Annotated in this window: 26 protein-coding genes and 1 tRNA gene; 18 read left to right on the top strand and 9 right to left on the bottom strand. The window is 51.8% G+C overall.

Features of this window, described 5'->3' with window-relative positions; translation table 11 throughout:
* Positions 1–102: 102 nt before the first annotated feature.
* Positions 103–426: a hypothetical protein gene (locus GN278_02870; GenBank protein XAT59852.1), complete on the top strand. Its 324-nt coding sequence runs from the start codon at positions 103–105 to the stop codon at positions 424–426.
* Positions 427–1,128: 702 nt separating this feature from the next.
* Here GN278_02870 and GN278_02865 read toward each other — a convergent pair.
* Complete coding sequence (locus GN278_02865) at positions 1,129–2,967, bottom strand: gamma-glutamyltransferase family protein (protein XAT59851.1); 1,839 nt, start codon at positions 2,965–2,967, stop codon at positions 1,129–1,131.
* A gap of 109 nt (positions 2,968–3,076) precedes the next feature.
* A complete protein-coding gene (locus GN278_02860) occupies positions 3,077–3,988 on the bottom strand; it encodes a LysR family transcriptional regulator (GenBank protein XAT59850.1) in 912 nt (303 codons plus the stop codon).
* A gap of 94 nt (positions 3,989–4,082) precedes the next feature.
* On the opposite strand from GN278_02860, the gene GN278_02855 reads away from it, so the two are divergent.
* From GN278_02855 to GN278_02830, 6 genes are read left to right on the top strand one after another with little or no spacing between them, the layout of a single operon-like run.
* Complete coding sequence (locus GN278_02855) at positions 4,083–5,270, top strand: M24 family metallopeptidase (GenBank protein ID XAT59849.1); 1,188 nt, start codon at positions 4,083–4,085, stop codon at positions 5,268–5,270.
* A 53-nt stretch (positions 5,271–5,323) separates the two neighbouring features.
* Positions 5,324–6,322, top strand: a complete 999-nt coding sequence (locus GN278_02850) for a C4-dicarboxylate ABC transporter substrate-binding protein (protein ID XAT59848.1) — start codon at positions 5,324–5,326, stop codon at positions 6,320–6,322.
* Complete coding sequence (locus GN278_02845; protein ID XAT59847.1) at positions 6,273–6,869, top strand: TRAP transporter small permease subunit; 597 nt, start codon at positions 6,273–6,275, stop codon at positions 6,867–6,869. The genes GN278_02850 and GN278_02845 overlap by 50 nt, the downstream gene beginning before the upstream one ends.
* A gap of 1 nt (position 6,870) precedes the next feature.
* Positions 6,871–8,178 (top strand): TRAP transporter large permease subunit, encoded by a 1,308-nt coding sequence (locus tag GN278_02840; protein XAT59846.1) that lies wholly within the window; start codon positions 6,871–6,873, stop codon positions 8,176–8,178.
* Positions 8,179–8,182: 4 nt separating this feature from the next.
* Positions 8,183–8,593: a hypothetical protein gene (locus tag GN278_02835; GenBank protein XAT59845.1), complete on the top strand. Its 411-nt coding sequence runs from the start codon at positions 8,183–8,185 to the stop codon at positions 8,591–8,593.
* A gap of 30 nt (positions 8,594–8,623) precedes the next feature.
* Positions 8,624–9,436, top strand: coding sequence for a TSUP family transporter (locus tag GN278_02830; GenBank protein ID XAT59844.1), 813 nt, complete (start codon positions 8,624–8,626; stop codon positions 9,434–9,436).
* A gap of 200 nt (positions 9,437–9,636) precedes the next feature.
* Here GN278_02830 and GN278_02825 read toward each other — a convergent pair whose 3' ends face one another.
* Positions 9,637–10,542, bottom strand: coding sequence for a LysR family transcriptional regulator (locus GN278_02825; GenBank protein ID XAT59843.1), 906 nt, complete (start codon positions 10,540–10,542; stop codon positions 9,637–9,639).
* Between the two features lie 204 nt (positions 10,543–10,746).
* On the opposite strand from GN278_02825, the gene GN278_02820 reads away from it, so the two are divergent.
* From GN278_02820 to pcaF, 6 genes are read left to right on the top strand one after another with little or no spacing between them, the layout of a single operon-like run.
* Positions 10,747–12,177, top strand: coding sequence for a hypothetical protein (locus tag GN278_02820; protein ID XAT59842.1), 1,431 nt, complete (start codon positions 10,747–10,749; stop codon positions 12,175–12,177).
* Positions 12,178–12,233: 56 nt separating this feature from the next.
* Positions 12,234–12,572: a DUF3470 domain-containing protein gene (locus GN278_02815; protein XAT62516.1), complete on the top strand. Its 339-nt coding sequence runs from the start codon at positions 12,234–12,236 to the stop codon at positions 12,570–12,572.
* Positions 12,529–13,887: an aminotransferase class III-fold pyridoxal phosphate-dependent enzyme gene (locus tag GN278_02810; GenBank protein XAT59841.1), complete on the top strand. Its 1,359-nt coding sequence runs from the start codon at positions 12,529–12,531 to the stop codon at positions 13,885–13,887. The genes GN278_02815 and GN278_02810 overlap by 44 nt, the downstream gene beginning before the upstream one ends.
* A 30-nt stretch (positions 13,888–13,917) precedes the next feature.
* Positions 13,918–14,640, top strand: a complete 723-nt coding sequence (locus tag GN278_02805) for a 3-oxoacid CoA-transferase subunit A (GenBank protein XAT59840.1) — start codon at positions 13,918–13,920, stop codon at positions 14,638–14,640.
* Entirely contained in the window at positions 14,637–15,317 is a 681-nt protein-coding gene (locus GN278_02800; GenBank protein ID XAT59839.1) for a 3-oxoacid CoA-transferase subunit B, read from the top strand. Before GN278_02805 ends, GN278_02800 begins: the two co-directional genes overlap by 4 nt.
* The gene (gene pcaF / locus GN278_02795) at positions 15,314–16,552 is read left to right on the top strand and encodes a 3-oxoadipyl-CoA thiolase (GenBank protein XAT59838.1); all 1,239 of its coding nucleotides are present in this window, start codon (positions 15,314–15,316) and stop codon (positions 16,550–16,552) included. The genes GN278_02800 and pcaF overlap by 4 nt, the downstream gene beginning before the upstream one ends.
* 163 nt (positions 16,553–16,715) lie before the next feature.
* Here pcaF and GN278_02790 read toward each other — a convergent pair whose 3' ends face one another.
* Together GN278_02790 and GN278_02785 are read right to left on the bottom strand one after the other, a co-directional pair.
* Complete coding sequence (locus GN278_02790) at positions 16,716–17,774, bottom strand: L-lysine dehydrogenase (GenBank protein ID XAT59837.1); 1,059 nt, start codon at positions 17,772–17,774, stop codon at positions 16,716–16,718.
* A gap of 9 nt (positions 17,775–17,783) precedes the next feature.
* On the bottom strand, positions 17,784–19,307 hold the full coding sequence (locus GN278_02785) for an aldehyde dehydrogenase family protein (GenBank protein ID XAT59836.1): 1,524 nt from the start codon (positions 19,305–19,307) through the stop codon (positions 17,784–17,786).
* Positions 19,308–19,437: 130 nt separating this feature from the next.
* On the opposite strand from GN278_02785, the gene GN278_02780 reads away from it, so the two are divergent.
* Complete coding sequence (locus GN278_02780) at positions 19,438–19,860, top strand: AsnC family transcriptional regulator (protein ID XAT59835.1); 423 nt, start codon at positions 19,438–19,440, stop codon at positions 19,858–19,860.
* Positions 19,861–19,983: 123 nt separating this feature from the next.
* Here the strand turns inward: GN278_02780 and GN278_02775 are convergent, their stop codons facing one another.
* Entirely contained in the window at positions 19,984–20,157 is a 174-nt protein-coding gene (locus GN278_02775; protein ID XAT59834.1) for a hypothetical protein, read from the bottom strand.
* A 99-nt stretch (positions 20,158–20,256) separates the two neighbouring features.
* Here GN278_02775 and GN278_02770 point away from each other — a divergent pair, with 99 nt between their 5' ends.
* From GN278_02770 to GN278_02760, 3 genes are read left to right on the top strand one after another with little or no spacing between them, the layout of a single operon-like run.
* Positions 20,257–20,511, top strand: a complete 255-nt coding sequence (locus GN278_02770) for a DUF3489 domain-containing protein (protein XAT59833.1) — start codon at positions 20,257–20,259, stop codon at positions 20,509–20,511.
* Between the two features lie 4 nt (positions 20,512–20,515).
* Positions 20,516–20,929, top strand: a complete 414-nt coding sequence (locus tag GN278_02765) for a DUF2924 domain-containing protein (GenBank protein XAT59832.1) — start codon at positions 20,516–20,518, stop codon at positions 20,927–20,929.
* Positions 20,929–22,557, top strand: coding sequence for a recombinase family protein (locus GN278_02760; protein XAT59831.1), 1,629 nt, complete (start codon positions 20,929–20,931; stop codon positions 22,555–22,557). Before GN278_02765 ends, GN278_02760 begins: the two co-directional genes overlap by 1 nt.
* 173 nt (positions 22,558–22,730) lie before the next feature.
* On the opposite strand, the gene GN278_02755 is transcribed toward GN278_02760, so the two are convergent.
* The 3 genes from GN278_02755 to GN278_02745 form a co-directional block, all read right to left on the bottom strand.
* Positions 22,731–22,806 (bottom strand) — tRNA-Trp (locus tag GN278_02755).
* Positions 22,807–22,965: 159 nt separating this feature from the next.
* Positions 22,966–24,141, bottom strand: a complete 1,176-nt coding sequence (gene tuf, locus GN278_02750) for an elongation factor Tu (protein ID XAT59830.1) — start codon at positions 24,139–24,141, stop codon at positions 22,966–22,968.
* Between the two features lie 188 nt (positions 24,142–24,329).
* Positions 24,330–24,866 (bottom strand): hypothetical protein, encoded by a 537-nt coding sequence (locus tag GN278_02745; GenBank protein ID XAT59829.1) that lies wholly within the window; start codon positions 24,864–24,866, stop codon positions 24,330–24,332.
* Between the two features lie 182 nt (positions 24,867–25,048).
* On the opposite strand from GN278_02745, the gene GN278_02740 reads away from it, so the two are divergent.
* A complete protein-coding gene (locus GN278_02740; GenBank protein ID XAT62515.1) occupies positions 25,049–26,374 on the top strand; it encodes a cytochrome P450 in 1,326 nt (441 codons plus the stop codon).
* The last annotated feature ends 5 nt before the right edge of the window (positions 26,375–26,379 follow it).

Raw genomic sequence — 26,379 nt, 5'->3', positions numbered from 1 at the left:
CGCAAATAAAGTTTTTTAAGGGTGGAAATGGGCTGAGCCTTCGTTGAACTGAGAAAGCAGGTAAGTTACGATTTAGAAATCCGTGCATTTTAGGAGAATAAAATGAGCCTTAGTCAAAAATACAAAGCAGTATTTGCCAATTGGGACAAAGAAGTCTTTAGAGATATCCATCATGAGGACTTTATGTTTATTCGAGAAACCGAACTTCTAACACTAGATGATCATGTGGAAAATTTGGATAAGTTAGCCCTAACAACAAACTTTTTGAAAAATACCCAAAATGGTCAGTTGATTCACGAAAATGAATATGTTTTCGAAAATCGATGGAAAGAGAAAAACGAAATGGTTACCGTGGTTATTCTCATCAAGAAAGGTAAAGCTTGGAGGCAAATAGTAAACAGAGTGCCGATAGACGAAGCCGCCTAATATGAGAGCAGCCAACAAAGAATACACTTTTCAAAAACCGTAGCCGCCCTAACAAGGGTTTTTCTAAGCTACTGATACCACGTTAAGATTTTGGCAGAGCAGACAGTCTCGAGCTAGCCTGTCTCACAGCATTTTCCCTGTTAACAGGGAATTTACAGGGAAAAACGTGCGCTTTGGGTCGATATTGGCCGTTTTCTGCTGATTTGGTTCTGAATCGTACCACAATAACAACGTCTTACAGGCCATTTCCCTGTTAATTAAAGAACAGGGAAAATTAATTCCGGAACAGGGAAAGAAAACCAAAGAAAAGGGAAGCCTCATTTCGCCCCGAAAGCATGACTTCTCAATCGACAAGATCAACCGCCGCGAAGTCCACTTGCACCAATTGCAGTCATTGATGAAGAGCGCAGCCAATGGTGGCTTGGAGCCCACAGCAGAAGTGCCAATATCCCGCTGCGAGCGCTCGCAGCACGAAAATTACCGCAGGTGCTCAGTTTTCAGCGTCGCAAGCAGTGGGGAAATCGGCCATTCGTTGTCTGCGCAGAATTTGCAAAGCAACAAATTTTCGAAGCGCGGACAGTGCTTCCGAAATAGTAAATCGTCCCAAAGTCCACTTTCGGATATTTTAGCGTGATGTCGCGGAAAATTTCGCCAATTTTGGCCTTTGCAGCGCTGCGACTGATATTTTCAGAATTTGAGTTGTTACCTTCCGACAGCATATGCTTGGACACCGCGCGGGCTGGCTGCGGCGCTGAGTTGTCCATTTAGCGTAATTGACGATGCGCAAATCCAGCCTTCCGACCAGGGATCGCAAACAGTCACAATATGACCACGCGCACGCAAATCTGCAATAATTTCCTTCCCTACGCGGCTTTCAATAGACATTTTCCCGGGCTCAGCCTGACGTGGATAAAACGAGTTTGGCCAGTGGCTTGATCCAAAGCCCGGCGCGTCAATCGCTTGCTGCATGCTCTGCCCATACATCAGGTGGCGGATCAGAAAGGCCAACTGCCATTGATCTTGCTTGTCCCCGCCGGGCGTCCCGCAGGCAAGATAGGGTGATCCGTCTTCATTCAGAACAAGCGTCGGTGTCAGAGTTGTTCTGGGTCGCTTACTTGGAACCAGAAAATCGGGGGCATCGGGGTCAAGTCGCATCATTTGCAACCGGGTCCCAAGGCAAATGCCAAGTTCGGGAATGATGGGTGATGATTCCATCCATCCACCAGACGGTGTAGCGCTGACCATATTCCCCCATTTGTCCACTACATTTATATGACAGGTGTCACCATTTACAATTGCGGCGACGGCTTCGGACGCCTGGCTTTTTGACGTTGGTTCACCAATACCCGCCGCGACGAGGGCCGCCTCATCAATCTCCATATTCGAAGCGGCATCATAGTCGACTTGATACCCAAACCTCCCGATGCTTCCTGGACGCCAAGTCAGATCTGCTGCGTCAGAAATGAGTTTCGCGCGCTCTTCAGCATAGCTCTCACTGAGCAACGTCGACAAAGGCACCTCAGAAAAATTCGGATCGCCGTAGAAGGTTTCCCGGTCGGCATAGGTCAACTTCATGACTTCGATCAGTGTGTGATAAAACTGGGCCGATTCAGGCTCTATGTCCGATAGGCCTTTAGCTTGTGCCAGAGCAAGCCCTTGCAATAAAACCGGGCCCTGACCCCAAGGTGCGGTCTTACAAATAGTCTTGCCGCAGAACACGATTGAGGTTGGATTTTCGTAGGTGGCACTCCATCTTGCGAGATCATCGCCTGTAATCAGGCCTCCGTTTTCCTGCCCAGTGATGTCGAGATGCTTGGTTGTACAGCTGAATGTGGCAATCGTCTCGGCTACAAACCCAGTCTTCCAAATCTGGCGTGCTGCAGCAATTTGCTTTTCACGATCTGTACTGGTTGCTTCGGCCTCGTCCAACGTGCGTTGATACATATCTGCAAGTGCAGGGTTGCGTAAAAGCGAACCTTCCTCTGGCAGCGCCCCATCCTGAAGGTAGATAGCTGCGTTTTCCGGCCAGGCCCGATTGAACCAGCCTTGCAGCTGCGTGATAGATTTCATCAGTTTAGGCACAATGGGTACACCATCGCGGGCATATGAAATCGCGGGCTCTAAGACATTGGATAGCGATAAGCTACCATAGTCTTGCAACATCAACATCCAGGCATCAAATGCGCCCGGAATTGCCGCAGCAAGAAGGCCAGTGCCAGGAATTTGATCTAAGCCCAACTCCTCGAATCGCGCAGCCGTTGCTGTCGCAGGAACAGTGCCCTGACCACAGATCACGCGGGTTTTATTTGATTTTGCGTTATGAAAAATAATCGGAACTTCACCAAGTGGGCCATTTAAATGTGGTTCTGCGACCTGCAACACAAACCCGCCGGCAGCAGCGGCATCAAAAGCGTTTCCGCCAATCTCCAACATTCGCATGGCGGTTTGACTTGCCAACCAATGGGTTGATGCGGCCATTCCAAAATGACCAGTAAGGTCTGGTCTTGTTGTGAAATTCGAGCTCAAAACTATTCCGATCATTTTGATTCAATAATATTTACCATTACACAGCCTGTCGTTATTGTGATGCAAATATCAAAAGCGAACTGCACACTTAGATAAGGTTATGGGTGGCTTTCCGACAGAACTGTTATGCTAGGTAGTTTAGAATTTGCGCTTCGGTCGCGTGCGCCGCTTGTATGATTTTATCTCTGAGGCTGGATGCCACTCGTGTTTCTCGGCGATGTTTAGGGCGCAGAAGCATGATCTGAAGCGAAATGTCGGTATCAAACCCCTTAATGTTAAGCCCTTTTTCCTGAAAATCCATGGCCGTTAGTAGGTCAACGATCGCCACCCCGGCACCGTGTAGTGCAAGTTCACAGGCAATGTGCGCTGTAAAAACTTCAAGACGACGCTTTGGTCGTACATTGTCGCTAGCCAAAATGTTGTTTAGCTCCAGAGGCCAACGATCAAAATTGCTCAATGTGATCAGATCGTGTCCGACAAGATCAGAGAGTTTCAAAGTTGCATTACTTGAAAGTTTGTGACCTTGCTCATGCACTGCCACGAGAGGCAACTTCATTAGTGGTGCAGAAATAACACTTGTATCGTTGTTGCGCACCAAACCAAGGCCAATATCCGCACGTCCCGTAGCAACTGCCCGGGTAATCCATTCCGTACTCCTAATAGGCACTGACAAGGAAACATTTGGATGTTCTTTTGCAAATTTTCCGATAATCGAAGGAAGCCATTGGTGGGCGAGCAAGGGCATCGCAGCGACGGTTAACTCACCCAATTGATTGTCCCGTAAATCGTCCGCAAAGCGGGACAACGCATCCATACCAGTGTAAACTTGATCGACTTGCTCAAATAGCGCCAATGCCTCAGACGTTGGTTCCAACTGGTTGCCTTTTCGCTCAAAAAGAGCAAAGCCGACATTATACTCCATGAGCTTTAAATGTTTGCTTACAGCAGGTTGGCTTATACACAGCAAATCTGCGGCCTTAGTCACTGAACCAGAAGACATCACTTTCTGGAAGATCTCAACCTGCCTGATATTCATAACTTTTCTTTCCTCTACCCCAAAAAATTTCACTTTTATGTTATATGTAACTCAATGCATGATCAAGAGAAACTAAGGATGGATAGGATAACACATGCTGCAACTGGCGGACACTTCAACGGAAACAGGTCGCGTTTTTTGGCCTGATGAATTAGGGTTTCCAGCCAAAGATTTTTTAAATCACATCCGTTTTGTTCAATCCGACCTTGTACGTCGCGGCCTGCAGGGTGCTTTAATTTTTGATCCTGAGAATATGTATTGGCTGACCGGATTTCAGACAATTGGTTATTTCACCTTTCAAGGAATGTATATCTCGAGAGAAGGTTTGCCGACGGTCATTACCCGTGTCGTGAATCGAGATATGGCGATGGCTCTGCCAACAATAGCCAATGTAGTGGAAGTAAAAGACACTGAAGATCATTGCGAAGAACTGATACGATTTCTTAAGAGTCTTTCCCCAGGAAAAATCGGTCTTGATACCTTGTCGAGACATTTAAATGTAAGCGATTATCGCAGGTTGGTCGATGCTGAGATCCAGTTCGAAGACTGGGACGGTGTTATTCAATCGCAACGTATTATTAAAACTCCAGCACAAATAGATAAAATGCGACGTGCCGCCAGGGCTCTTGAATCGGGAATGGATAATGCCCTCAAGACCATTGCTCCAGGCCGAACTGACAATGATTTGGCAGCTGCACTTTATCATGGCTCTATTGCCGCAGGCAGTGAATATATTGGTCATCCTCCTATGGTTGTTACTGGCCCACGTAGCGAATTGTGTTTCGCTTTATGGAAACGTAAGACCATAGAGTGTGGTGATGTCGTTCTGCTGGAAGGTGGCGCTTGTGTTGATCGGTATCACGTCATGATGGCACGATCTGCAGTGGTAGGAAAAGCCAGCGATGAACACAAAGCCACGGCTGATGCACTGATAGGTATTTTGGAAACCGCAATCGAGGTGATCAAGCCCGGTGAGACTGCCAGTGAAATCGACCGTCGATGCAGAGAAGGCATCAAAAAACTGGGTTTGGACAAATTCTTCAAAAGCCGCCTAGCTTACGGTATTGGTATAGCTTTTCCCCCAAACTGGGCGGAAGGGCATATCTACGCCATTCGCCCGGATGACTCTCTGATAATTGAAGAGAATATGACCTTCCATGTAATCCCAACGATGTTTAGGAAGGGGTTTGGGATGGCGATTAGTGACAGTGTTCGTGTGACAAAGGACGGTTGCGAAGTACTAACAAATTACCCGCGTGACCTTATGGAAATCGACGCATGACGTTGAGCTTATAAGGCACTTATCAAGAAAGCTAAGAAAACAAGGAGACTAACATGACAGATATCAAATTGAATCGCCGTCAAATGCTTGCAACAGGTGTTGCAGGCAGTGCAATGACACTTATTCCAAATATGTCACTGGCGGCAACAACGTGGGATATGCCAAGCGCTTACGGTGCAGGCAATTTCATCTCAAAGGCTTATGCCGCATTCGGTAAAGACGTCAGCACACGCACCAATGGCGATTTGGCGATTACATTGCACCCTGGCGGCTCGCTCTATAGCGGCGGCGACATCTTGCGCGCTGTGCGTGAAGGACAAGTCCCCATCGGCGGTCGTTTCCTTGGCGCTCATTCCAAACAAGTACCACTCTTGGGTTTGGATACTGTTCCGTTCCTCGCAACCACACGAGCTCAATCACGTAAACTCTATGATGTGTCTAAAGATGCGATTGGTGCTGCATTGGAGGAGATAGGGCTGAAGCTTTTGTTTGCACCTGTTTGGCCGCCCCAAGGGCTATTTTCTAAAAAGGAAGTCAAAACTGTGGATGACATGAACGGTGTCAAATTCCGCGCTTATGACGCCTCAACCACTCGCTTGGCTGAATTGATGGGTGCCGTGCCGACGCAGACAGAAGCCAGTGAAATCGCACAGGCGTTTTCGACGGGCGTTGCTGAGTCCATGATCGCCTCAGGCGCAATCGGAACATGGCAGAAAATCTGGGATTACGCTGATTTCTACTACGAGGTAAATGCGTGGTTGCCTAAATCCGGTGTCATAGTGAACGCAGATGCATGGGACGCGCTTGATAGTGCCACGCAAGCCACTGTGACCGAAGCGGCTGCTGCTGCTGAAGCAAGTGTTTGGGATGAAATGGAAGTGCAGAACGACGGCTACAAAGCGACGATGACAGAGAATGGCATGACCATTGCCGATCCGTCCGCTGATTTACAAGCAGGCTTGAATGAAATCGGTGCAAAGATGACCGCCGAATGGATCGAGGCTGCTGGTGACGCTGGGGCAGCAATCATCGACGCCTATAAGGCTGGGTAAGACGGCAGTGAAAAATTTCGTCATTTCACTAGATCGCGCTTTGGGTCGGCTTTATGCTGCCTGCGGCGCGATCGCAGCGTTTTGTATTGTGTTGATCGCAATCTTTGTTGCAACCAAAATCATCTCGCGTCTTTTTGGGGTCTATATCGGCGGCCTGACCGAAAGCGCTGGATACGCCATGGCCGCTGCAGGCAGCTTTGGTCTGGCCTATACGTTTCAGGCTGGCGATCATATCCGTGTAGACTTGATCATTGGTCGCATGACCGGAGGGTTGCGAAGTGGTGCAGAGCTGATTGCCCTTGTTCTAACAACTTTGGCAATCCTTTACCTTGCTTGGTTCATGGTGCAGATGGTGAAAATCTCTTGGAACTTTGGTGACATATCCTCAAAATCTGATGGACTAGCACTGTGGTTACCCCAATTCCCTGCAGCTTTAGGTTTTGTGATCTTTGGCGTCGCACTGATCCATAATCTAATCCGGTTTTGTATTACCGGTCAAACGCCATGGACGCTTCAAGATAGCCTTTTGGATGAGGAGCCGTCTTAAAATGGACCCAGCAACAATAGCCATTCTTTTAACTGTCATCCTAATCATCTGCCTCGGATTTGGTGTCTGGATCGGTGCGGCGTTGCTGATTGCAGGCTTTTTTGCGATGGAGTTCTTCACCTTGCGCCCCGTCGGCCCGGCTATGGCCACAACTGTGTGGACTCATATCTCGCTTTGGGGATTAGCGTCATTGCCGCTATTTATCTGGATGGGGGAAATTCTGTGCCGCACACGGTTGTCAGAAAACCTGTTCAACGGTTTATCCCCCTTGCTTCAGCGCATGCCAGGAGGACTATTGCATGTGAATGTTGTTGGTTGCACGGCGTTTTCCGCGATTTCGGGATCTTCGGCAGCCACGTTGTTGACCGTTGGCAAGATCACCATCCCGGAACTCAAACGGCGCGGATATCCAGACAGTATGGTTGCTGGAACATTAGCTGGTGCAGGGACTTTAGGATTATTAATCCCACCCTCAATTACCTTGATCATTTATGGAATTATGGTTGAGGAATCTATTGCCCGTTTATTCATGGCGGGCCTTATACCCGGCCTGATGCTGGCTGGACTATTCATCCTTTACAACGTCGGGTGGGGCCTTCTTACTGAACAAGGTCGCAATATACGCGAAGATCGCGCAAGCGCTTCTAAAAAGTTAAAAGGGCTTACTGAATTATTTCCAATAGGGGCTTTGATATTTAGTGTCATCGGGTCAATCTACACAGGTATTGCTGCACCAACTGAGGCTGCAGTTCTTGGCGTGGCTGGTGCCATTACTTTAGCTGCATTGCAAAAATCACTGAGTATTCAGGTATTGGTGGAGACCTTGATGGGGACGGTGAAAACGACGTCAATGATTATCTTGTTGCTTGCTGGATCTGCTTTTCTCACACTTGCTATGGGCTTCACAGGACTTCCACGTGCGCTTGCTGAATGGATCGGTGCAATGGAATTATCATCAACGGCTTTACTGCTGACCCTGATGGTTATGTATATGATTTTAGGATGCTTTTTGGACGGGATCTCGATGATCGTGCTCACGCTGGCTGTTGTGGAACCACTGGTCCGTATGGCGGGAATTGATCTGATCTGGTTCGGTGTTTTTGTGGTTCTTGTCGGCGAAATGGCCCTAATTACCCCACCTATTGGATTTAATTTGTTCTTGGTGCAAGGCGTGACAGGTCGCAATATCGGCTTCATTTCGCGCGCCGCAGCGCCTATGTTCGTACTAATGTTTATCGCTGTCATTTTGTTGATTTTATTTCCCGAGATCGCACTCTGGCTTCCAGAAGTTCTGACTGCGAGGAATTAGTGAAATGACCAACAATATAATCGCCGCTATTGACCCTTATGATAAAGATTCCTGGCCAATGGTGAGTAAGGCTTTGAAGCCCTACGCGAATTCGGGAAACACAATTCATTTGGTTCACGTTGTTCCAGAACCAAGCGCGCTAGGTCAATTTTCACAATTCGTTCCAAAGGGGTTTGCTCAGAGCCATCGAAAAGAAGCCAAAGACCTGTTGGGCGAAATGGCCCAGCAAATCGGACCAGATGTAACTGTGAAAATGCACCTGAAAAGTAGACACGTGCATGTAGAGATACAGGAATTTGCTCACGAGATCGAGGCGGCTCTGATTATTGTTGGAGCATATAGTGATGCCCTGAAAGACTATCTCTTGGGACCAAAGGCAGCGCGCATAGCGCGCCACGCAGAGTGTTCCGTTTGATAGCCCGTCCGTAATACCTGAGGGTTGTTGATGTCATTTTTTACACCAGACGTTTTGCTGTCCGCAGTATTGTTGGCTGCGGCAGGATGTTTTGCCGGCGTGTTATCCGGATTGTTCGGGATCGGTGGCGGTGCGGTTCTTGTGCCGATATTGGTTGCGACCTTCACACTTCAGAACCTTTTGCCGGAACACATTGCACACATGGCCGTTGGCACGTCATTGGCAATTATCATACCAACTGCCATCCGTTCCTACTTGTCCCATCGCAAGCACGGAGCAGGTAATGCAACTTTGTTGCGGTCATGGTTTTTTTGGGCACCTTTTGGTGTCATCGCTGCATCTTCTGTGGTTGGTTTCGTTCCGGGGATCATTTTAAAATATGTATTTGCGGCTGTTGCATTGCTGATCGCCTTCAAAATGCTGTTCAACCCAAAAAACTGGGTGATCACGCAAGAGCTGCCCGGACCCGCAATAAACAAAGGTGTCGGGTTTGGCATTGGATTCCTGTCGACCTTTATGGGTATCGGTGGCGGCAATCTGAACAACCTGTTTATGACACTGTTTGGACAATCCATGCACCAGGCAGTCGCCACGTCTGCTGGTTTGGGTGTCCTGATCGCCATTCCGGCTACTCTTGGTTATGTTTATGCCGGATGGGAAGCAGAAGGCCTGCCTGTCTGGGTATTCGGCTACGTCAATCTTTTGGCCGTTGCGCTGATCGCACCATTTTCGATGCTAATGGCCCCGTTCGGTGCTAAACTTGCGCACAGGCTTCCTGCGCGAAGACTTGAGATCGGCTTTGGACTGTTCCTCGTCTGCGTCATTATCAGCTTTATAGTCTGATTGCTTCACTCTTGGAGTCATCTTTGCCATCGTTTGCAGCAATCCAATCACCGCGAAAGTCATGCCTCAGGGGATCGCGTCGCGCTTAAGCCAACGCGATTCAGCGGTGCAACCAACTACCTAGCGATTATGGAACAGAATGAAGCTTGGGTTTTTGATGTGGGTTTTGTTTCCAGATTGGTTGGCTGCTGAAATGCATTTCAAGAGTCCGCAGCAGAAGCCTCCTCTATCATCCAGCTACAAAAATTTTCGACATTGTCGTCTTCTTGATCAATTGGTGTCACGCAATAGTAACTGTTTGCTGTCACTAGTTCTTCGTCGTCAATCACGATGAGATGACCTTCGGAAATCTCTTTCTCTACCAGATATTTGGGCAGAAGCCCGATCCCGAGCGATGCCTCAACAGCGGAAATCACCATCGAAAACTGATCAAAATACCGCCCAGTCAAATAGGGGCGCCCTTCGAACTCGATCTTCTCAAGGTAATCGTGCCAAGCAGTCGGGCGCGATGAGGTGTGCAAGAGTGGTGCTTCTTTGGCATCCTTAATCGTTTGGATGTTTTGTTGGCTAACAAAAGTGGGAGACGCTACCGGGATCATGCGCTCGGAAAAGAACTTTCGCATTTGCGTGTTCGGCCAGTTTTGCTGTCCGAAGTGGATAGCAAGGTCGAAGTTCTCTTCGGCCAGATCGAATGGTTCCAGACGAGTTGAAAAGCTGATCTCGATGTCGGGATGTTTTTTGAAAAAATCCGGCAGGCGCGGAATAAGCCAAAGAGTCGCAAATGTCGGCAATGTAGCCACACGCAGTGTAGAGTTCATATTGCCCGCCGAAACGGCGCGCATCATCACCCGGCGAATGTTGTCAAGCTCACTGCCAAGGTCAGCGGCCAGTCGCGTGCCTGCTCGGGTCAATATCACTTCGCGTCCGGTGCGCCGGAACAGTTGCGCCCCGACAATCTGTTCCATTTCTTTGACCTGTCGGCTGATCGCACTTTGCGTCAGGTTCAGCTCCTTCGCGGCCAAGGTAAAACTCTGGTGTCGAGCAGCGGCTTCAAAGCTGCGCATCGCCGACATCGAAGGTATGTAGCGTCGCTGTAGTGAATCCATGTCAGTCCCTAAGATTTGTCGCATGATGTGCGGTTTTTGCAGGCATTGAGCGTTCCAAGTGCTGAATTCACTCTTAGATATGATTAATACTCATGGGTTGGCAACAAATCAACGTTTGTGATTCGCGGGCTTTGTCTGCATCCATTCCTTAATTGCGCGGGTCAGGACGTGGCCCAAACCGCTTTCGATTAAAGGATGTTCAATATGGCCACCAAAGAAAAATACGTACCGTCTCAGAAAGAGTCTGTCTTTTTGGCAACCGTTCAAAATGGCAAATATGACCGTGACGTTATCACAGGCCTCAAGAAGTTTATGGCGGGGACTGTCCCTCAAGACATGCAAGGCTTCTACTCTCCGGAAGAGTTGGACGCGGTCAGAGCGCTCGACGGCACCGATCGCGATGTGCAGGCACGTATGCCCGTGAAGATTACCCGTCACTACTTTGAGCAGGCGCGGAATTCACAGGCGATCCAGACTTTGGTCAAGGCGAGCCCGAAAGAAACTTACGACCTTGATGGTGCGGAAGACCCCGGCAAGCAAATGACTTACAGTCCGGTTGAGGGTCTGATCCACAAATATGAACTGGGCCTGATCTATGTTGCGTCGACCTGTTCGGCGCATTGCCGGTTCTGCTATCGCGAAGAGCTGATTGCGAAAAAAGAGATCACCCGCGAAGACGGTACCGTCGCCCCAAAGGGCTTGGCACAGATCAAAGACATCGTCGAATACATCACCGAACATAACCGTCTTGTGGACGAAAACGATGGCCGCCACCCGGAAACCAACCGCGAGCGCCTGCGCGAGATCTTGATGTCAGGCGGCGATCCCATGGTTCTCGGCAACAAGAATATTGCCCAATGGCTGGCAGCACTTGCACAAGCCGGGATCGAAAACATCCGCATCGGCACCAAGGAACTTGCTTTCCACCCTAAACGGTTTGATGAAACTTTCTTTGCTATGCTTGATGCGTTTCACGACGCCTATCCGCGGGTCAATCTGCGCATGATGGTTCACTTCAACCACCCCGATGAGGTGCTGCTGAAAAGTCTTGATGGCGAATTTATTGATGACCCTCAAGGTGGTTTGACATGGCATCCTGATGCGCTTGCGGCGGTACAAGCCTTCGCAAGTCGCAGCTGGATCAACATGGATAACCAGTCGCCCATTATTGCCGGTATCAATGATGATGCGGACGCCTTGCGTATTCTGCAGCGTGAAATGAAGCGCAATGGCATCGAAAACCACTACTTCTTTTGTGGTCGCGACATCGTGGGTCACAAGGCCTTCAACGTGCCAATCGAAAAGGCTTGGGAAATCCTGAATGAATCTCAGCAAGGGCTATCTGGCGTAGAGGCCCACGCGCGATTGTCGATCACCCATTACAAAGGCAAAACCGAAGTCGCCGCAGTCACCAATGAGCCCGTCCCCGGGGTCAAGGGTGGTGAAAACGGCGTTGTCATCTTCAAGTTGCTGCGTGGTGCAGCGGATGCCTCCAACCGGGCCAAGGTCACAATTGTTGGGCGCAACCCGGCAGCAATCTGGTTCAGCGGATATGACGACCGCGTCGTCGTGGATGAAGCTGAGCTGTTCTCAATGTATGGCATCCCAGCGATTTCTGCGATTGCTGCTGAATAACCACTCGGCCGGCGGTGGATATGAACATCGCCGTCGGCCAACGAAGGACCAAGACCATGACATATGTCGTCACAGACAACTGCATCCAATGTAAATACACCGATTGCGTCGCGGTTTGCCCGGTCGAGTGTTTCTACGAAGGCCCCAATTTCCTTGTTATTCACCCCGACGAATGTATCGACTGCAACGATTGTGTAGACGCTTGCCCTGCCGGAGCAATATTCAACGAAGACGATCTGCCTGAAGACAAACAGCACTTCCTGGAAATCAACGAGGAGCTAAGCCAGGTCTGGCCGCAGATCACCTATCAAAAAGATCCGCTACCGGATGCAGCCAAATGGGACGGCGTCGATGGCAAACTTGAACATCTCATCAAAACAGCACCGGATAGTTGAAATGACCGAATTTGCGAAAAGCGCGGCCTTATACGAGCGCGCCCAAAAGGTCATGCCCGGCGGATGCAGCCGCAATACTATCCTGCGCAAACCTCACCCGGTTTATGCCGATAAGGGCGAGGGTTGCTTTGTCACGGATATCGAAGGCGTCAAGCGCATCGATTTTGCCAACAACGTAGCGTCCCTCATTCACGGTCACGCTTACGGGCCGATTGTCGAAGGTGTGAAGAACCAATTGGACAACGGATCAGCGTTCTCCGTCGGTACCGAGATCGAAGTGAAGTACGCCGAACAACTGGTCGCGCGAAATCCCGGTTTCGAGAGGCTCAGATTTGTGAATTCCGGCACCGAAGCCGTGATGAGTTGCCTCAAAGCCGCGCGCGCTTATACCGGTCGGTCAAAGATTGCCAAGGTCGAAGGCTCATATCACGGTCTGTATGACTACGCCGAAGTCAGCCAGACTTCCAAACCTGCCAACTGGGGTGACGTTGACGCACCTTCCAGCGTTCCCGTTGCACAAGGCACACCTCAATCTGCGCTGGACGATGTGGTTGTTATCCCCTTCAACGATCCCGACCGAGCAATTGCCATTCTGGATCAACACAAAGACACTATTGCAGGCGTTCTGTTGGATCTTCTGCCGCACCGGATCGGTGTGATCCCTGCTTCTGATGCTTTTGTTAAAGCCCTACGTGAATGGACGACAACCAACGGCGCGTTGCTGATATTTGACGAAGTGATCACCTTCAGAGCCGAATTTTCCGGAGCCCAGCAGGCGTATGACGTCAGCCCGGATCTGACTGCGCTTGGTAAAATGATCGGTGGGGGATTTCCCGTCGGTGGGCTTGCTGGCCGCGCGGACGTGCTGGAAGTTATGAACCCCCTGAACGGCCCTGCGCCCTTCCCACATTACGGAACGTTCAGCGCCAATCCGATTACCTTGACCGCTGGGTCCATAGCGATGTTCCACTTCAATGAGGCGACGGTGGTGAAACTGAACACCCTGGCTGACAAAGCGCGCGCTGGTATCGCCGAAGCCATCAAGCTCGCCGATGTCCCCGCCTGCGTGACCGGCCGCGGATCAATGTTCCGTATTCATTTGAAAGAGGCAGAGCCAACCACATATCGGAATGCGTTTATCACGCCCGATGAACAGAAATGTGTTTCCGCGTTGCTCGATCACTTCTTTAACAACGGGCTCATCATGATCGAGACGTGCTCTGGTCTGCTTTCCACGCCGATGACCCAGTCAGAAATCGACCAGCTCAGCCAAGTCACTCTGGATGGTCTGCGCAAAATCAAACCGATGCTGTGACAAAAAACGCTAGGAACGGGTAGCACCCAGATGGACAAGACTATTCAAAACCTCAGCAAAGCTGTTGCAGATATCCCGGATGGCGCGGTTCTCATGATCGGCGGGTTCGGTGGATCGGGCGCCCCAATAGAACTGATCCACGCCTTGATTTACCGCTACAAAGCCACCGGCAGCCCTGCAGATATTACGGTGATCAACAACAACGCAGGCAATGGTAAAATAGGCATTGCGGCGATGATAGACGCGGGCATGGTCGCCAAAATGATCTGCTCATTTCCAAGATCCTCTGATCCGCGGGCGTTTACTGATAGATATCTGGCTGGTGAAATCGCGTTGGAGTTGGTGCCGCAAGGCACATTGGCGGAACGCATTCGCGCAGCAGGGGCCGGTATCCCGGCCTTCTTTACCCCGGCAAGCTACGGAACCGAATTGGCCAAGGGCAAACAGATCCAAGAATTTGACGGTAAATCTTATGTGCTTGAACGTTGGCTGCGGGCTGACTTTGCAATCGTAAAAGCCGCAAAAGGCGACACACATGGCAACCTGACCTATCGTCTGGCCGGTCGCAATTTCAATCCGCTGATGTGCATGGCGGCAGACAAAACCATCGCGCAAGTGTCCCAGATTGTAGCCCCAGGCGACATCGACCCGGAACAGGTGGTCACGCCCGGCGTTTTCGTCGATGGCGTCGTGGCAGTGCCTGACCCGCAACAAGAAGAAGTGCTGATCCGCACAGGGGTAGAATACGCATGACCTGGCAAAAGCTTAAAAACCCGCAAATCGCTTGGCGCGCCGCACAAGACATTCAAGACGGTGCATATGTGAACCTCGGCATAGGGATCCCTGAATTAGTTGCCAAGTTTCAACCCGAAGGTCGCCACATCACCTACCACACCGAAAACGGTGTTTTGGGAATTGGTGAAGCCCCAGCAGAAGGCGAAGAAGACTGGGATCTGATCAATGCCGGCAAGAAAGCGATCACTCTGAAGCCGGGCGCATCCTTCTTTCATCATGCTGATAGTTTTTCGATGGTCCGCGGCGGTCATCTGGACCTTGCTGTGCTCGGTGCCTACCAGGTTGCCCAAAACGGCGACCTTGCCAATTGGCGTGTTGGATCTAAAGGTGTGCCTGCTGTCGGCGGTGCCATGGACCTTGTGCATGGCGCCAAACGTGTCGCGGTAATCACCGATCACACCACTAAAGATGGCAAGCCAAAGCTTGTTGAACACTGTACCTTCCCACTGACCGGGGTTGGGTGCATCACGCGTATCTATACATCACTTGCTGTAGTTGACATCGAGGATGGGCGGTTCATGCTGCGCGAAAAATTGGCCGATATGTCGTTCGATGAACTGCAATCGCTTACAGGGGCCACGCTACATACAATTGGTGATGTGGCAGACCTTGCAGTGCCGGAGCTCAACTTATGATCGACGTTTTTATTTGTGACTACATCCGAACACCCATTGGCCGATATGGCGGCGGGCTATCCTCAATCCGTGCGGATGATCTTGGTGCGCTACCACTCAGGGCCTTGGCCTCACGCAATCCATCCCTTGATCTAGCAGCAATAGACGAGGTCGTTCTTGGCTGCGCCAATCAGGCGGGTGAAGACAACCGGAACGTGGCGCGTATGTCGCTTCTTCTTGCCGGGTTTCCAGAAACCGTGCCCGGCACAACGATGAACCGGCTTTGCGGCTCTGGAATGGATGCCATCATTACTGGAGCCCGTGCCATTAAAGCTGGCGAGGCGGAATTGATTGTTGCCGGTGGCGTTGAAAGCATGTCCCGAGCGCCGTTCGTCATGCCCAAAGCCACGCAAGCTTTCTCGCGCTCCAACGAAGTGCATGACACAACAATTGGCTGGCGGTTCGTCAACCCTTTGATGAAGGCGCAATATGGTGTCGATAGCATGCCCGAAACAGCTGAAAACGTCGCTGATGATTTTGATATTTCCCGCGATGCTCAAGATGCCTTTGCCCTGCAGTCCCAACTCAAAGCAGGCGCGGCCATGGCCAACGGTCGGCTCATGAAAGAAATCATTCCCGTCACAATCCCGCAACGCAGGGATGATCCGATTGTTGTTGAGGCTGATGAGCATCCCCGACCCGCCACAACGGCAGAGGCACTGTCTAAACTCAAAGGCTTTGTGCGCCCCGGCGGATCGATAACAGCCGGCAATTCCAGCGGGGTGAACGATGGCGCTGCGGCGCTGATCCTCGCTTCAGAAAGCGCAGTCAAAGCACATGGGCTAACCCCAATTGCACGGGTCCTGGGCGGTGCCTCCGCCGGTGTCGCACCGCGCATCATGGGATTTGGTCCCTCACCTGCCTCCAAGAAACTGATGCACAGGCTTGGACTGACGCAATCTGGTTTCAACGTCATTGAACTCAACGAAGCTTTTGCCAGCCAAGGATTGGCCACCCTGCGTGAACTGGGAATTGCTGATGATGACCCGCGCGTAAATCCAAACGGAGGGGCAATTGCATTGGGGCATCCTTTGGGCATGTCAGGCGCTCGCATAACAGGGTCAGCGGCCCTTGAACTCAACCTAAATGGCGGGCAGCGAGCGCTTGCGATGATGTGCATCGGTGTTGGACAGGGTATCGCAATCGCTTTGGAGAGCGTTGGCCAATTTCGCCAACCTCACTCCGCGAATTTCTGACGCTATCGCAAGCAACTTCCACCAAACCTCAGCGTAGACCTGACAAGAGTTGATCTACTTCAAGATCTTGTCAGGTCTAACAAAAAGACCCCATGCACGGCGGGAGAAACATCAGTGCATGGGGCCGCTTCTATTCGCTTGTCGTTGCTCAAATGCAACCAACTTAGTTAGCGTAGAGTGAACCGGTGGGCGTTTCGAGGAATGCCTGCAGCGGGATCTCTTCTTGCTTCAGGAACCCTTTGTTTGGCAACTTGCCGTCGCGCACCATTTCAATGATGGCAACGACCGACCCTGCAGTTGTCCAGGCGATGGCTGTTCGGGTTTTGCCTGCAACTTCGATTGGGCGGTATGCGCGCACAAATTCTTCGCGACGCAGGTTACCGTCAATCATACCTTCTGCGGAAGCATGCACATAAACGACATCATCATTCACTGGCGGTTTGGCTTTTATAAGAATGTCGCCGGCGACATCTGGGTGCTCGCGCATTAATAGCTCATGGAAGAAGAAGTTCATCAGCTTTCCGTGGCCAGGATAACGCATTGATTTGTAGTCGATATTGGCTACCTGGCTGCCGTAAGTCTCGCACATCGTGCCCAAACCGCCTGACGTGGTGAAAGCTTCCAGCTTGGTACCGTCGATATAGATATCCTCGAACCACTCCATGGCAGAAACCATTTTGCGTTCGCCGTCTTCGATCACCTCACAATCGTTCAGGTACTCGTTGACAACTCCGGCTGGCGACCAGTTGAATGAGTAACCCATCAAACCAGTCGGATGTTGCGGCAATGCCCCGACACGCATCTTGCAGCTTCGACAATCGTCCATCTTTTCGATCAGCGACGCACCGACGATCCCGATAAATCCGGGGGCAAGGCCACATTGGGGTGCCATCAAAGCATTCGACGTTTTGCTCAACTCGATAATCCGGTTGGTGGTTGGAACATCTTCGGTCAGATCAAAGTAGCGAATCCCGACTTTGTGAGCAGCCTCGGCAAGTGCCACGTTAAGACTGAACGGCAAGCATGACAAAACAGCGTCTTGCTGAGCCAATTCGTTTTCGATGTTTGCTTTGCTCCCCAGGTCAAGCACCTTGGTGGCGAAAGGGAAGCTTTGTTTGCTTGGGACGATGTCGATACCCGTAACGGTGAACCCGGAATCATGAAGCAATTCCGCCGCAAGAGTGCCAACTTTGCCTAGTCCCAATACTGCAATTTTTTTCATGTCGTTTCCTCAGATATTGAATTTGATGCCCTGCGCGAGCGGTAGCTCGCGTGAATAGTTAACGGTACTGGTTTGGCGTCGCATGTAGCCCTTCCAGGCATCAGAGCCGCTTTCACGTCCACCGCCCGTTTCCTTTTCGCCTCCGAATGCGCCGCCGATTTCGGCTCCAGACGGACCTATATTGACGTTTGCAATTCCACAATCTGACCCCAAGGCCGACAGAAAATATTCGGTTTCACGAACATCGGTAGAGAAGATGCAGGAACTCAGACCCTGCGGTACTTCATTGTGCATTATGGTCGCATCTTCCAACTTTCGGTATTTTATAATGTAGAGAATAGGAGCGAAGGTTTCGGTGTGCATGATTGAGGTTTGCCCGGGCATCTCGATGATCGCTGGGTTCACGTATGCCGCGTCGGGAAATTCGGTCGCAAGCGTTCTTGCTCCGCCGTGAACGATGCCTCCTTCGACTTTTGCCTGCTCCATTGCTTGTTCCATTGAATTCAGTGTTCCAAAATCAATGAGCGGGCCAACGAGCGTACCTTCAGCCAACGGGTCGCCTACTGGCAAACCACTATAGGCCTTTACCAGTCGGGGTACGAGTTCGTCATAAACATCCTCGTGGACAATCAGTCGGCGCAGTGTCGTGCAACGCTGGCCCGCCGTCCCAACCGCCGAAAACACAATGGCGCGCAGAGCCATTTCGAGATCTGCTGAAGGCGCAACGATCATTGCGTTGTTGCCGCCAAGTTCCAGGATCGTGCGGCCAAGTCGTTTGGACATGTCGCTGGCCACGGCTTGCCCCATCGGTACCGAACCGGTGGCAGACACAATGGCAACATTCTTCGACGCGGTGAGCACTTCTCCGACTTCCCGCTCGCCGATCACAGTCTGAATCAACCCTTCGGGAGCGTCATCGCCGAAGGTTTTCCGGACACGGTCGCAGATTTTTTGGACCGCCAAAGCGGTCAGCGGTGTTTTTTCCGATGGCTTCCAGATGACCGGATCGCCACATACCAATGCCAAAGCGGCATTCCAGCACCACGGAGCCACAGGGAAGTTGAAGGCGGTGATGACGCCGCACACTCCCATTGGGTGCCAAGTTTCGCGCATGGTATGCCCAGGACGCTCAGAGGAGATAGTGAGACCATATAGCTGCCGAGAAAGGCCGACAGCGAAATCGCAAATGTCGATCATTTCCTGAACTTCACCGTAGCCCTCTTGTAGAATTTTCCCACATTCCAGAGTCACCAGTCGTCCGAGATTTTCTTTTTCGCGACGCAGCTCTTCTCCGAGCAAGCGAACAAATTCCCCTCTGCGCGGTGCCGGGACCTTGCGCCAGTGCAGAAATACGTCTTTTGCAAGATCGATCATTGCCTCTGTGGCGGGTACATCGTGCATATCCAAAGTGGCAATCTTCTGGCCGTCCACCGGCGTGTATACTTCAAGCGCTTTTCCTTGCAACTCTTGGATTTTGAGGCCGCAGGCTGACAAGATATCATTATAGGCGGTCTTCTGCTGTTCGTTTGGCATTGCATTTCCCCTTTGTCACAATTCAGATGCGATGATGTCTCGCCGCAGCGTCAAACAAAACGGTAAAAAACTTTACATTTCGGCACTTTTCTGACATTTTGGTATTCAGATTCTAGATTGGAGAAGAGTCTTGGACGATCTCGACGACAAGCTGCTGCACCTGCTGACACGGAATGCTCGATCAACCGCTACAGAGTTGGCGAGTGCCTTGGGTGTGTCGCGAGGCACGGTGCAAAACCGTATTGAGGGTCTGTTACACACCAAAGTCATTCACCGGTTCACTGTGGAACTGGGAGAGTCAGAACACGACCACCAAATCAGTGCCTTTACTCTGATCCGACTGAAAGCTGACGATCATCGGGGGACACTTGCCACACTCCGCCGAATGGAGGAAATTCTCGATGTTCATACCCTAAGCGGCAATTTCGATATCGTGGCAGAGCTTCGTACATCATCTCTCAAAAGGCTTGATAGGGCCTTAGATCAGATCCGTGCGATGCAAGAGGTTGCGGAAACTCAGAGCCACATCAGATTGGCTCAGGCACTCAAATAACTATATCAGCCAAATCAAATGTGACGAAGCTTGGAAAGTCACATCTGGCACCCGTTTCCGAGATGTTCAATAATCTGAGGATTGCCGAGTTCGAAATACTATTAATCTTCCGTAGCGGCTGTATCAGGGCGACAGCTTCCAGAGGTATTGGGCGGTAGCTGTGAGGGTAAATTCGTCTTGAACACCGCAGGGGCCTCGCAATCGGAGCCTTTTCAGCCCAGATCGCCGCGTGTGAACGGCGGTGCACCAATGGCCGTTCCCCGCGATTTCCAGAAAAACTGGACTTCGGCGTGACATCGAGCGGTAGTGTTCGCACCTTTGATTCTGCCCGGGAATACCGGGCTCCACTTAGTACAAGGCGAAGGGTTGGCCTTCGTTGAAAGAGTGGAGAAAACGATGACGATTGAGATCAAGAAAGAACCCAAAGTCGCAAACATTATAGCGATCAAGGCAAAGCCCAAGCGGCAGGAACAACTCTCAAAACTTCTGAACCGCAAGTCTGGCGCAACGATTTTACAAATTCAAAGTGCTTTCTGCTGGCAGCCGCATACGGCACGGGCTGCACTTTCGACGTTGCGCAAAGCCGGAACTGCGATTGAATGGTCCGACACGGACAAAGGATCAGTTTACCGTATCGTTACTAAGGCCTGAGACGATGGATGCGGATCAGACGCTCGAACTTGAGAGGACGATTTTAGCGATTGATCATCTGCACCGAGGCAGATGCCTGGATAGGTGGCGTGAGGCGTTAGACCGGCCTCCGCCGAAGCATCTCTCACTGCAGTTCATGAAACGGGTGCTGACCTGGAACCTGCAGAATCAGATGCTGGGCGGTGTATCGGCAAAAACTGAGCGTCGTCTGAAGCAAATTGCAGCCAGGCAATCAGTGCCCGCAACAGCAAAACCGGGGTCCCACCTGGTTCGGGACTGGAACGGGCGAACCTATCAGGTTGAGGTGGTGGATGGTGGCTATGTCATGGATGGCAAGACCTGGCGGTCCTTGTCGGCCATGGCCAGGCACATCACCGGTGCCCGATGGTCGGGCCCGCGCTTTTTCGGGGTGCAGTGATGCGCCGCATCCGTTGTGCAATCTATACACGCAAGAGCTCCGAAGAGGGATTGGAACAGGATTTCAACTCTCTCGATGCGCAGCGTGAGGCCTGTGAAGCCTATATCGCCAGTCAGAAACATGAAGGCTGGGAGGTGTTGCGGGATCATTATAATGACGGGGGGATCTCGGGCGGTCATCTGGATCGCCCTGCGCTGCAGCGCCTGATGCAGGCGGTGGACGAGAAACGCGTCGATCAGATTGTGGTCTATAAGATCGACCGTCTGACCCGGTCATTGACCGACTTCGCGAAGCTGGTCGACCGGCTGGATGCGGCTGAGGCGTCCTTTGTCTCGGTGACACAGAGCTTTAACACCGCGACCAGCATGGGGCGCCTGACGTTGAACATGCTGCTGAGCTTTGCACAGTTCGAACGTGAAGTGACATCTGAGCGTATCCGGGACAAGATCGCTGCCTCCAAGCGCAAGGGCATGTGGATGGGTGGACATGTCCCCCTTGGCTACCGCGCGGATGGACGGACGTTGAAGATCGATGAGGCCGAAGCGCCCACGATCCGGACGCTCTACGACCTTTACCGGAAACTGGGCTCCGTACGCGAAGTGAAAGACCGCGCAGAAGCGCTAGGCTTCAGGTCTCGTCGCCGCGCACGATCATGCGGGCGAGTGTCCGGGGGCATTCCGTTCGACCGCGGGCATTTGCATCACATTCTCAGCAACCCAGTTTATGCCGGGCGAATCCGGCACAAGGGGCAGGTTTATGACGGGCAGCATCCCGCTATTATCGACCCAAAGACGTGGGACAAGGTTCAGGAACTGCTGCAAAGCGGCGCCACAATCTCACGCGGCAACAGGAAAAAGGCGATCACCTCACCGCTGGCTGGCAAGCTCTTTGATGAAACCGGTGATCGCCTGACGCCCAGCCATAGCCGGAAGAATGGCAAGAGATTGCGCTACTACGTCTCCCGACGAGTAATTGCGGGTGGCTGCAAGAAACATCCAGATGCCTGGCGGTTGCCCGCTGAACAGGTCGAGAGGGTACTGACCGAAATGATCAGACGCCATCTCGAAAGGCCGGATGCAGCGGCATCAGTGATACGGGGTTTGCCGGCAGCCGAGATCAAGACGACCGCCGAGAGACTGGCCGCTTGCATCAGCTCGACTGACTGCCTGAACTTGATCGAAAAGGTACATCTGCGTCCGGGCGCAATGCGCATTCAGCTGGATACTCTGGTTCTAGCAAAATGGCTGGACTGCCTGCCGGGACATATCAATGTATCGGGGCTGACAATCGAAAATCCATTCCAGATGCGCAGGAGGGGTATCGAGCTGAAACTCCATCTTGGTGATCCCCCGCCGGAGATCGACGAAACGCTGGTGCAGAACATTGTAAAGGGGCGCCGCTGGTTGGCGATGGTTATTGATGGCAAATCGTTCTCAGAAATCGCGCAGATCGAGAATGTATCAACACGCCGCGTCCAGGACATCGCCAATCTCGCACTGATCGCACCCGATATTTTAGATGCCATCACGCTTGGCGAAAAGTCCGATGGTCTCTCCACCGATTACCTGATTAAGACCCGCTTCTCCGCCATCTGGTCAGAACAGCGCGCGCAATTCTCCGCGCTCTGAAAGCGAACCGCCCCAAACTCGTACCGCCGGAATCGCAAACAGAGACTTCGGCCCAAAAACGACCCAGAAAGCGTTCACGATCGCGTCTCACTCCACACCGCGGTACGCCAAGCGGCGGGAAACGCGCGACAATAACAGAGCAAACCAGCAGGGACAGAAATTAGGGAAGTGTTTGGCAGGGGCACCAGGGTTCGAACCCGGGACCTACGGTTTTGGAGACCGTCGCTCTACCAGCTGAGCTATACCCCTATTGGTGCAGGGGGTTACGGCATCAAAGACCAAAGATCAAGCACCGAATGAGGATAAAAGGCATTTGCTAAAGAGCGATAGATCAAAAAAAGCCGCCCAGACGGGCGGCTTGATTGTAGCTTTGTTTTTGGCCTAATTTTTGGTCAGGCCTGTGGATCATCAGTCGAGGATTTTGGACACGACGCCTGATCCGACGGTGCGGCCGCCTTCACGGATCGCAAAGCGCAGCTTTTCTTCCATCGCAATCGGCGCGATGAGCTCAACTTCGAACTTCAGGTTATCGCCCGGCATCACCATTTCCGTACCTGATGGCAGGTTCACTGTTCCGGTCACATCCGTGGTGCGGAAATAAAACTGCGGACGGTAGTTGGCGAAAAACGGGGTGTGACGCCCGCCTTCATCCTTGGTCAGGATATAGGCTTCGGCTTCAAACTTGGTGTGCGGGGTGACTGAACCCGGCTTACACAAAACCTGACCACGCTCAACCGCTTCACGGTCAACACCGCGCAGCAATGCGCCGATGTTGTCGCCCGCTTCACCGCGGTCCAGCAGTTTGCGGAACATCTCAACACCTGTACAGATGGTTTTCTGGGTGTCTTTGATGCCAACGATTTCAATTTCATCGCCCACATTGATCACACCGCGCTCAACCCGGCCGGTCACAACTGTGCCGCGGCCCGAGATCGAAAACACATCTTCGATCGGCATCAGGAACGGCTGGTCAACCGCACGCTCAGGCTGTGGAATATAAGCGTCAACCGCTTCCATCAGCTCTGCAATTTTTCCTTTGCCAATCGCATCATCACGATCTTCCAGTGCTGCCAGCGCAGAGCCCGCAACAATCGGAATATCATCACCAGGATAATCATATTCGCTCAGAAGCTCGCGCACTTCCATTTCCACCAGCTCAAGAAGCTCGTCGTCGTCTACCTGATCAACTTTGTTCAGGAACACAACCATCGCCGGGATACCAACCTGACGGCCAAGCAAAATATGCTCGCGGGTTTGCGGCATCGGGCCGTCCGCTGCGTTCACAACCAAAATCGCGCCATCCATCTGCGCCGCGCCGGTGATCATGTTCTTGACATAGTCGGCGTGGCCAGGGCAGTCCACATGCGCATAGTGGCGCGCATCCGTCTCATACTCAACATGCGCTGTCGAAATGGTGATGCCGCGGGCTTTTTCCTCAGGCGCCGCGTCAATCTGGTCATAGTCCTGAAACTCGCCAAACTGCTTCGTGATCGCCGCCGTCAGCGTCGTCTTGCCGTGGTCAACGTGACCAATCGTGCCTATGTTACAATGCGGTTTATTACGCTCAAACTTTTCCTTCGCCATGGTATTCTGCGCCTCGTCGCTGTGGGGCCATCGCCCGATTGCCATCTTCGCGCGGATTTAGGTGTAATTTGGGAAAAAATCAAGCTTATGTTGCAGGCAAGGATAGTGTTTCTATCGTGGATCGTCGCAATAATATCGCACTTGGTCAAAGCAGCCATGGCACGGTCGATTTAGTCGAGTGTATTTTGCTAAAACCAGTTTTCGTTGAGGTGCTGGCTGCGCGTCCATTCTTCTATTTGCAGCGCTGCCGATCGGGCTAAATTCGCCAATTGCTGGGACGGTGTTTGCGACAGCCCTGAACCGATCAGGGTGCGCCCACTTGGGGCTTCGAGCACCGTGATCTGATGTGGCACAGGATTAAGCTTTTCTCCGGTTTCATCCTGCCAAATGGTAACGGAAAGTATCAGCGCAGATTGCGGCGATACCACTAAAGGCACACCAGCCTGAGCAAGAACATAGCCTTCTATTTTCACAGCCACATGGTACAGTTGGGTCCCGCTGAGAGGATCAAAATGGGTCTCAATAGAATTTTTCACGGCTGTGATAATTTCATCCGGATCACCATCACGCGACATCGGGCCCTTGACCATATCGGGGCCAACCACGACCGCATAGCCTAGGGCAAAATCACCAATTGGTTTAACCGGCTCTTGCAAGTCCACAGGCCCAAGACAGCCCACCAAGCTAAGCCATAAAAAGAGGATGCAAAAAGACCGGTACCACATGCCTCTGACATACCTTTATAAGTCGACCAAGGCCAGTGGCAGTTTTGCCAGCGCAGGAGTTTGCATAATCCAGCTAAGGATTTGCGCAAAAACAATTTGATTTGCGGCCGCAGTGCCATAGGCTTATCTTTATGGCACAGGCAGAAAATTTCCCAGTTCGGGTTCCTTTGGTGACCAAGCCAATGGGCATCTTGGCCTCCCTCGCAGCCGCGCGGCGCAACGTATTGTCGATCATTCCCGACATTGCGACCCGTCAGCCCATGGTGTCCGGCAAAACCGGCAAACGCTGGCATATGGTGATGGACCCGGATGCCCTGCGCCGTCTGCTGCTGGAAAATGTGGCCAATTATCCTAAATCTTTGGTCACCAAAAATCTGTTAGAGCCAGCTATTGGCGATTCACTGTTTATTGCCGAAGGCGCGCATTGGCGCTGGCAGCGACGGGCAACCGCACCGGTTTTTTCACATCGAAATGTCCGCGCGTTAAGCCCCCTTGTTACGGACGCCGCAAGCCGGTGCAACGCCCGCATCGCAGCTGCAGGTCCGCGTGCGGTGAATATGTTTGATGAAATGGTCGCCACAACATTTGATGTAATTTCCGATGTCACGTTTTCCGATGACAAAGGCTTTGATCGTGATGCCGTTCACAACGCGATCAATGCCTATGTGGCCGAGGCGGGTAAAGTGTCCCTGATGGATATTCTGGGCGCGCCAAACTGGGTGCCCCGCTTAAGCCGTTTGGTAACCGGACCCTCACTGCGGCAAATGAAACAGATCTCCGATCAGGTGATTGATGACCGTCGAAAAGGCAAAGAAAAATCACCCCCAGATCTGCTTGACCTGCTTCTAGCAGGAGAAGATCCGAAAACCGGCCGCAAAATGCAGACCGCCGAGCTGCGTGATAATCTTTTGACCTTTATTGTGGCGGGCCATGAAACAACGGCTCTTTCACTGTCATGGGCCCTCTACCTTATTGCGCATGACAAGAGGGTGCAGGACAAGGCACGCGCTGAAGTGGCCGGCGCAGTTGAGGGCGGCGAGGTAACCGGCGATGATGTGCCGAACCTTCCCTATATTCGGCAGATCATTGATGAAAGCCTAAGGCTATATCCGCCGGCCGCAATTGTATCGCGCACCGCGATGGCCAGTGATGTGCTTTGCGGGCGCGAAGTCAGGAAAGGTGATACAATCATCATTCCGATTTATGCGCTGCACCGCAGCCATGTGCTGTGGGACAGGCCAGACGACTTTCGGCCAGAGAGGTTCGACGATATGAAAGCTGTCCCACGTTATTCCTATCTGCCGTTTGGGGATGGGCCGCGCATTTGCATCGGCGCCAGTTTTGCCATTCAAGAAGCTGTCATCATCCTTGCTAGCCTACTTAAGCAGTTTCGCTTTTCGCCCGTCGCAGGGCGCGATCCGATCCCGGAAATGACATTAACATTGCGGCCCGAAGGTGGGGTATGGCTTATGGCTGACCCTTTGGAGCCGCAAGACGAACCTTCCTAAGGTAA

This window comes from Rhodobacteraceae bacterium Araon29 (assembly GCA_039640505.1).
Taxonomy (GTDB): domain Bacteria; phylum Pseudomonadota; class Alphaproteobacteria; order Rhodobacterales; family Rhodobacteraceae; genus CABZJG01.
Note: the sequence above shows the minus strand (reverse complement) of the source record. Positions and strands in the feature narration are given on the sequence as shown.

Coding starts and splice junctions, on each gene's coding strand:
- GN278_02870 (XAT59852.1), top strand. CDS start 103: ATGAGCCTTAGTCAAAAATACAAAGCAGTATTTGCCAATTGGGACAAA.
- GN278_02865 (XAT59851.1), bottom strand. CDS start 2,967: ATGATCGGAATAGTTTTGAGCTCGAATTTCACAACAAGACCAGACCTT.
- GN278_02860 (XAT59850.1), bottom strand. CDS start 3,988: ATGAATATCAGGCAGGTTGAGATCTTCCAGAAAGTGATGTCTTCTGGT.
- GN278_02855 (XAT59849.1), top strand. CDS start 4,083: ATGCTGCAACTGGCGGACACTTCAACGGAAACAGGTCGCGTTTTTTGG.
- GN278_02850 (XAT59848.1), top strand. CDS start 5,324: ATGACAGATATCAAATTGAATCGCCGTCAAATGCTTGCAACAGGTGTT.
- GN278_02840 (XAT59846.1), top strand. CDS start 6,871: ATGGACCCAGCAACAATAGCCATTCTTTTAACTGTCATCCTAATCATC.
- GN278_02835 (XAT59845.1), top strand. CDS start 8,183: ATGACCAACAATATAATCGCCGCTATTGACCCTTATGATAAAGATTCC.
- GN278_02830 (XAT59844.1), top strand. CDS start 8,624: ATGTCATTTTTTACACCAGACGTTTTGCTGTCCGCAGTATTGTTGGCT.
- GN278_02825 (XAT59843.1), bottom strand. CDS start 10,542: ATGGATTCACTACAGCGACGCTACATACCTTCGATGTCGGCGATGCGC.
- GN278_02820 (XAT59842.1), top strand. CDS start 10,747: ATGGCCACCAAAGAAAAATACGTACCGTCTCAGAAAGAGTCTGTCTTT.
- GN278_02815 (XAT62516.1), top strand. CDS start 12,234: ATGACATATGTCGTCACAGACAACTGCATCCAATGTAAATACACCGAT.
- GN278_02810 (XAT59841.1), top strand. CDS start 12,529: ATGGCAAACTTGAACATCTCATCAAAACAGCACCGGATAGTTGAAATG.
- GN278_02805 (XAT59840.1), top strand. CDS start 13,918: ATGGACAAGACTATTCAAAACCTCAGCAAAGCTGTTGCAGATATCCCG.
- GN278_02800 (XAT59839.1), top strand. CDS start 14,637: ATGACCTGGCAAAAGCTTAAAAACCCGCAAATCGCTTGGCGCGCCGCA.
- pcaF (XAT59838.1), top strand. CDS start 15,314: ATGATCGACGTTTTTATTTGTGACTACATCCGAACACCCATTGGCCGA.
- GN278_02790 (XAT59837.1), bottom strand. CDS start 17,774: ATGAAAAAAATTGCAGTATTGGGACTAGGCAAAGTTGGCACTCTTGCG.
- GN278_02785 (XAT59836.1), bottom strand. CDS start 19,307: ATGCCAAACGAACAGCAGAAGACCGCCTATAATGATATCTTGTCAGCC.
- GN278_02775 (XAT59834.1), bottom strand. CDS start 20,157: ATGTCACGCCGAAGTCCAGTTTTTCTGGAAATCGCGGGGAACGGCCAT.
- GN278_02770 (XAT59833.1), top strand. CDS start 20,257: ATGACGATTGAGATCAAGAAAGAACCCAAAGTCGCAAACATTATAGCG.
- GN278_02765 (XAT59832.1), top strand. CDS start 20,516: ATGGATGCGGATCAGACGCTCGAACTTGAGAGGACGATTTTAGCGATT.
- GN278_02760 (XAT59831.1), top strand. CDS start 20,929: ATGCGCCGCATCCGTTGTGCAATCTATACACGCAAGAGCTCCGAAGAG.
- tuf (XAT59830.1), bottom strand. CDS start 24,141: ATGGCGAAGGAAAAGTTTGAGCGTAATAAACCGCATTGTAACATAGGC.
- GN278_02745 (XAT59829.1), bottom strand. CDS start 24,866: ATGTGGTACCGGTCTTTTTGCATCCTCTTTTTATGGCTTAGCTTGGTG.
- GN278_02740 (XAT62515.1), top strand. CDS start 25,049: ATGGGCATCTTGGCCTCCCTCGCAGCCGCGCGGCGCAACGTATTGTCG.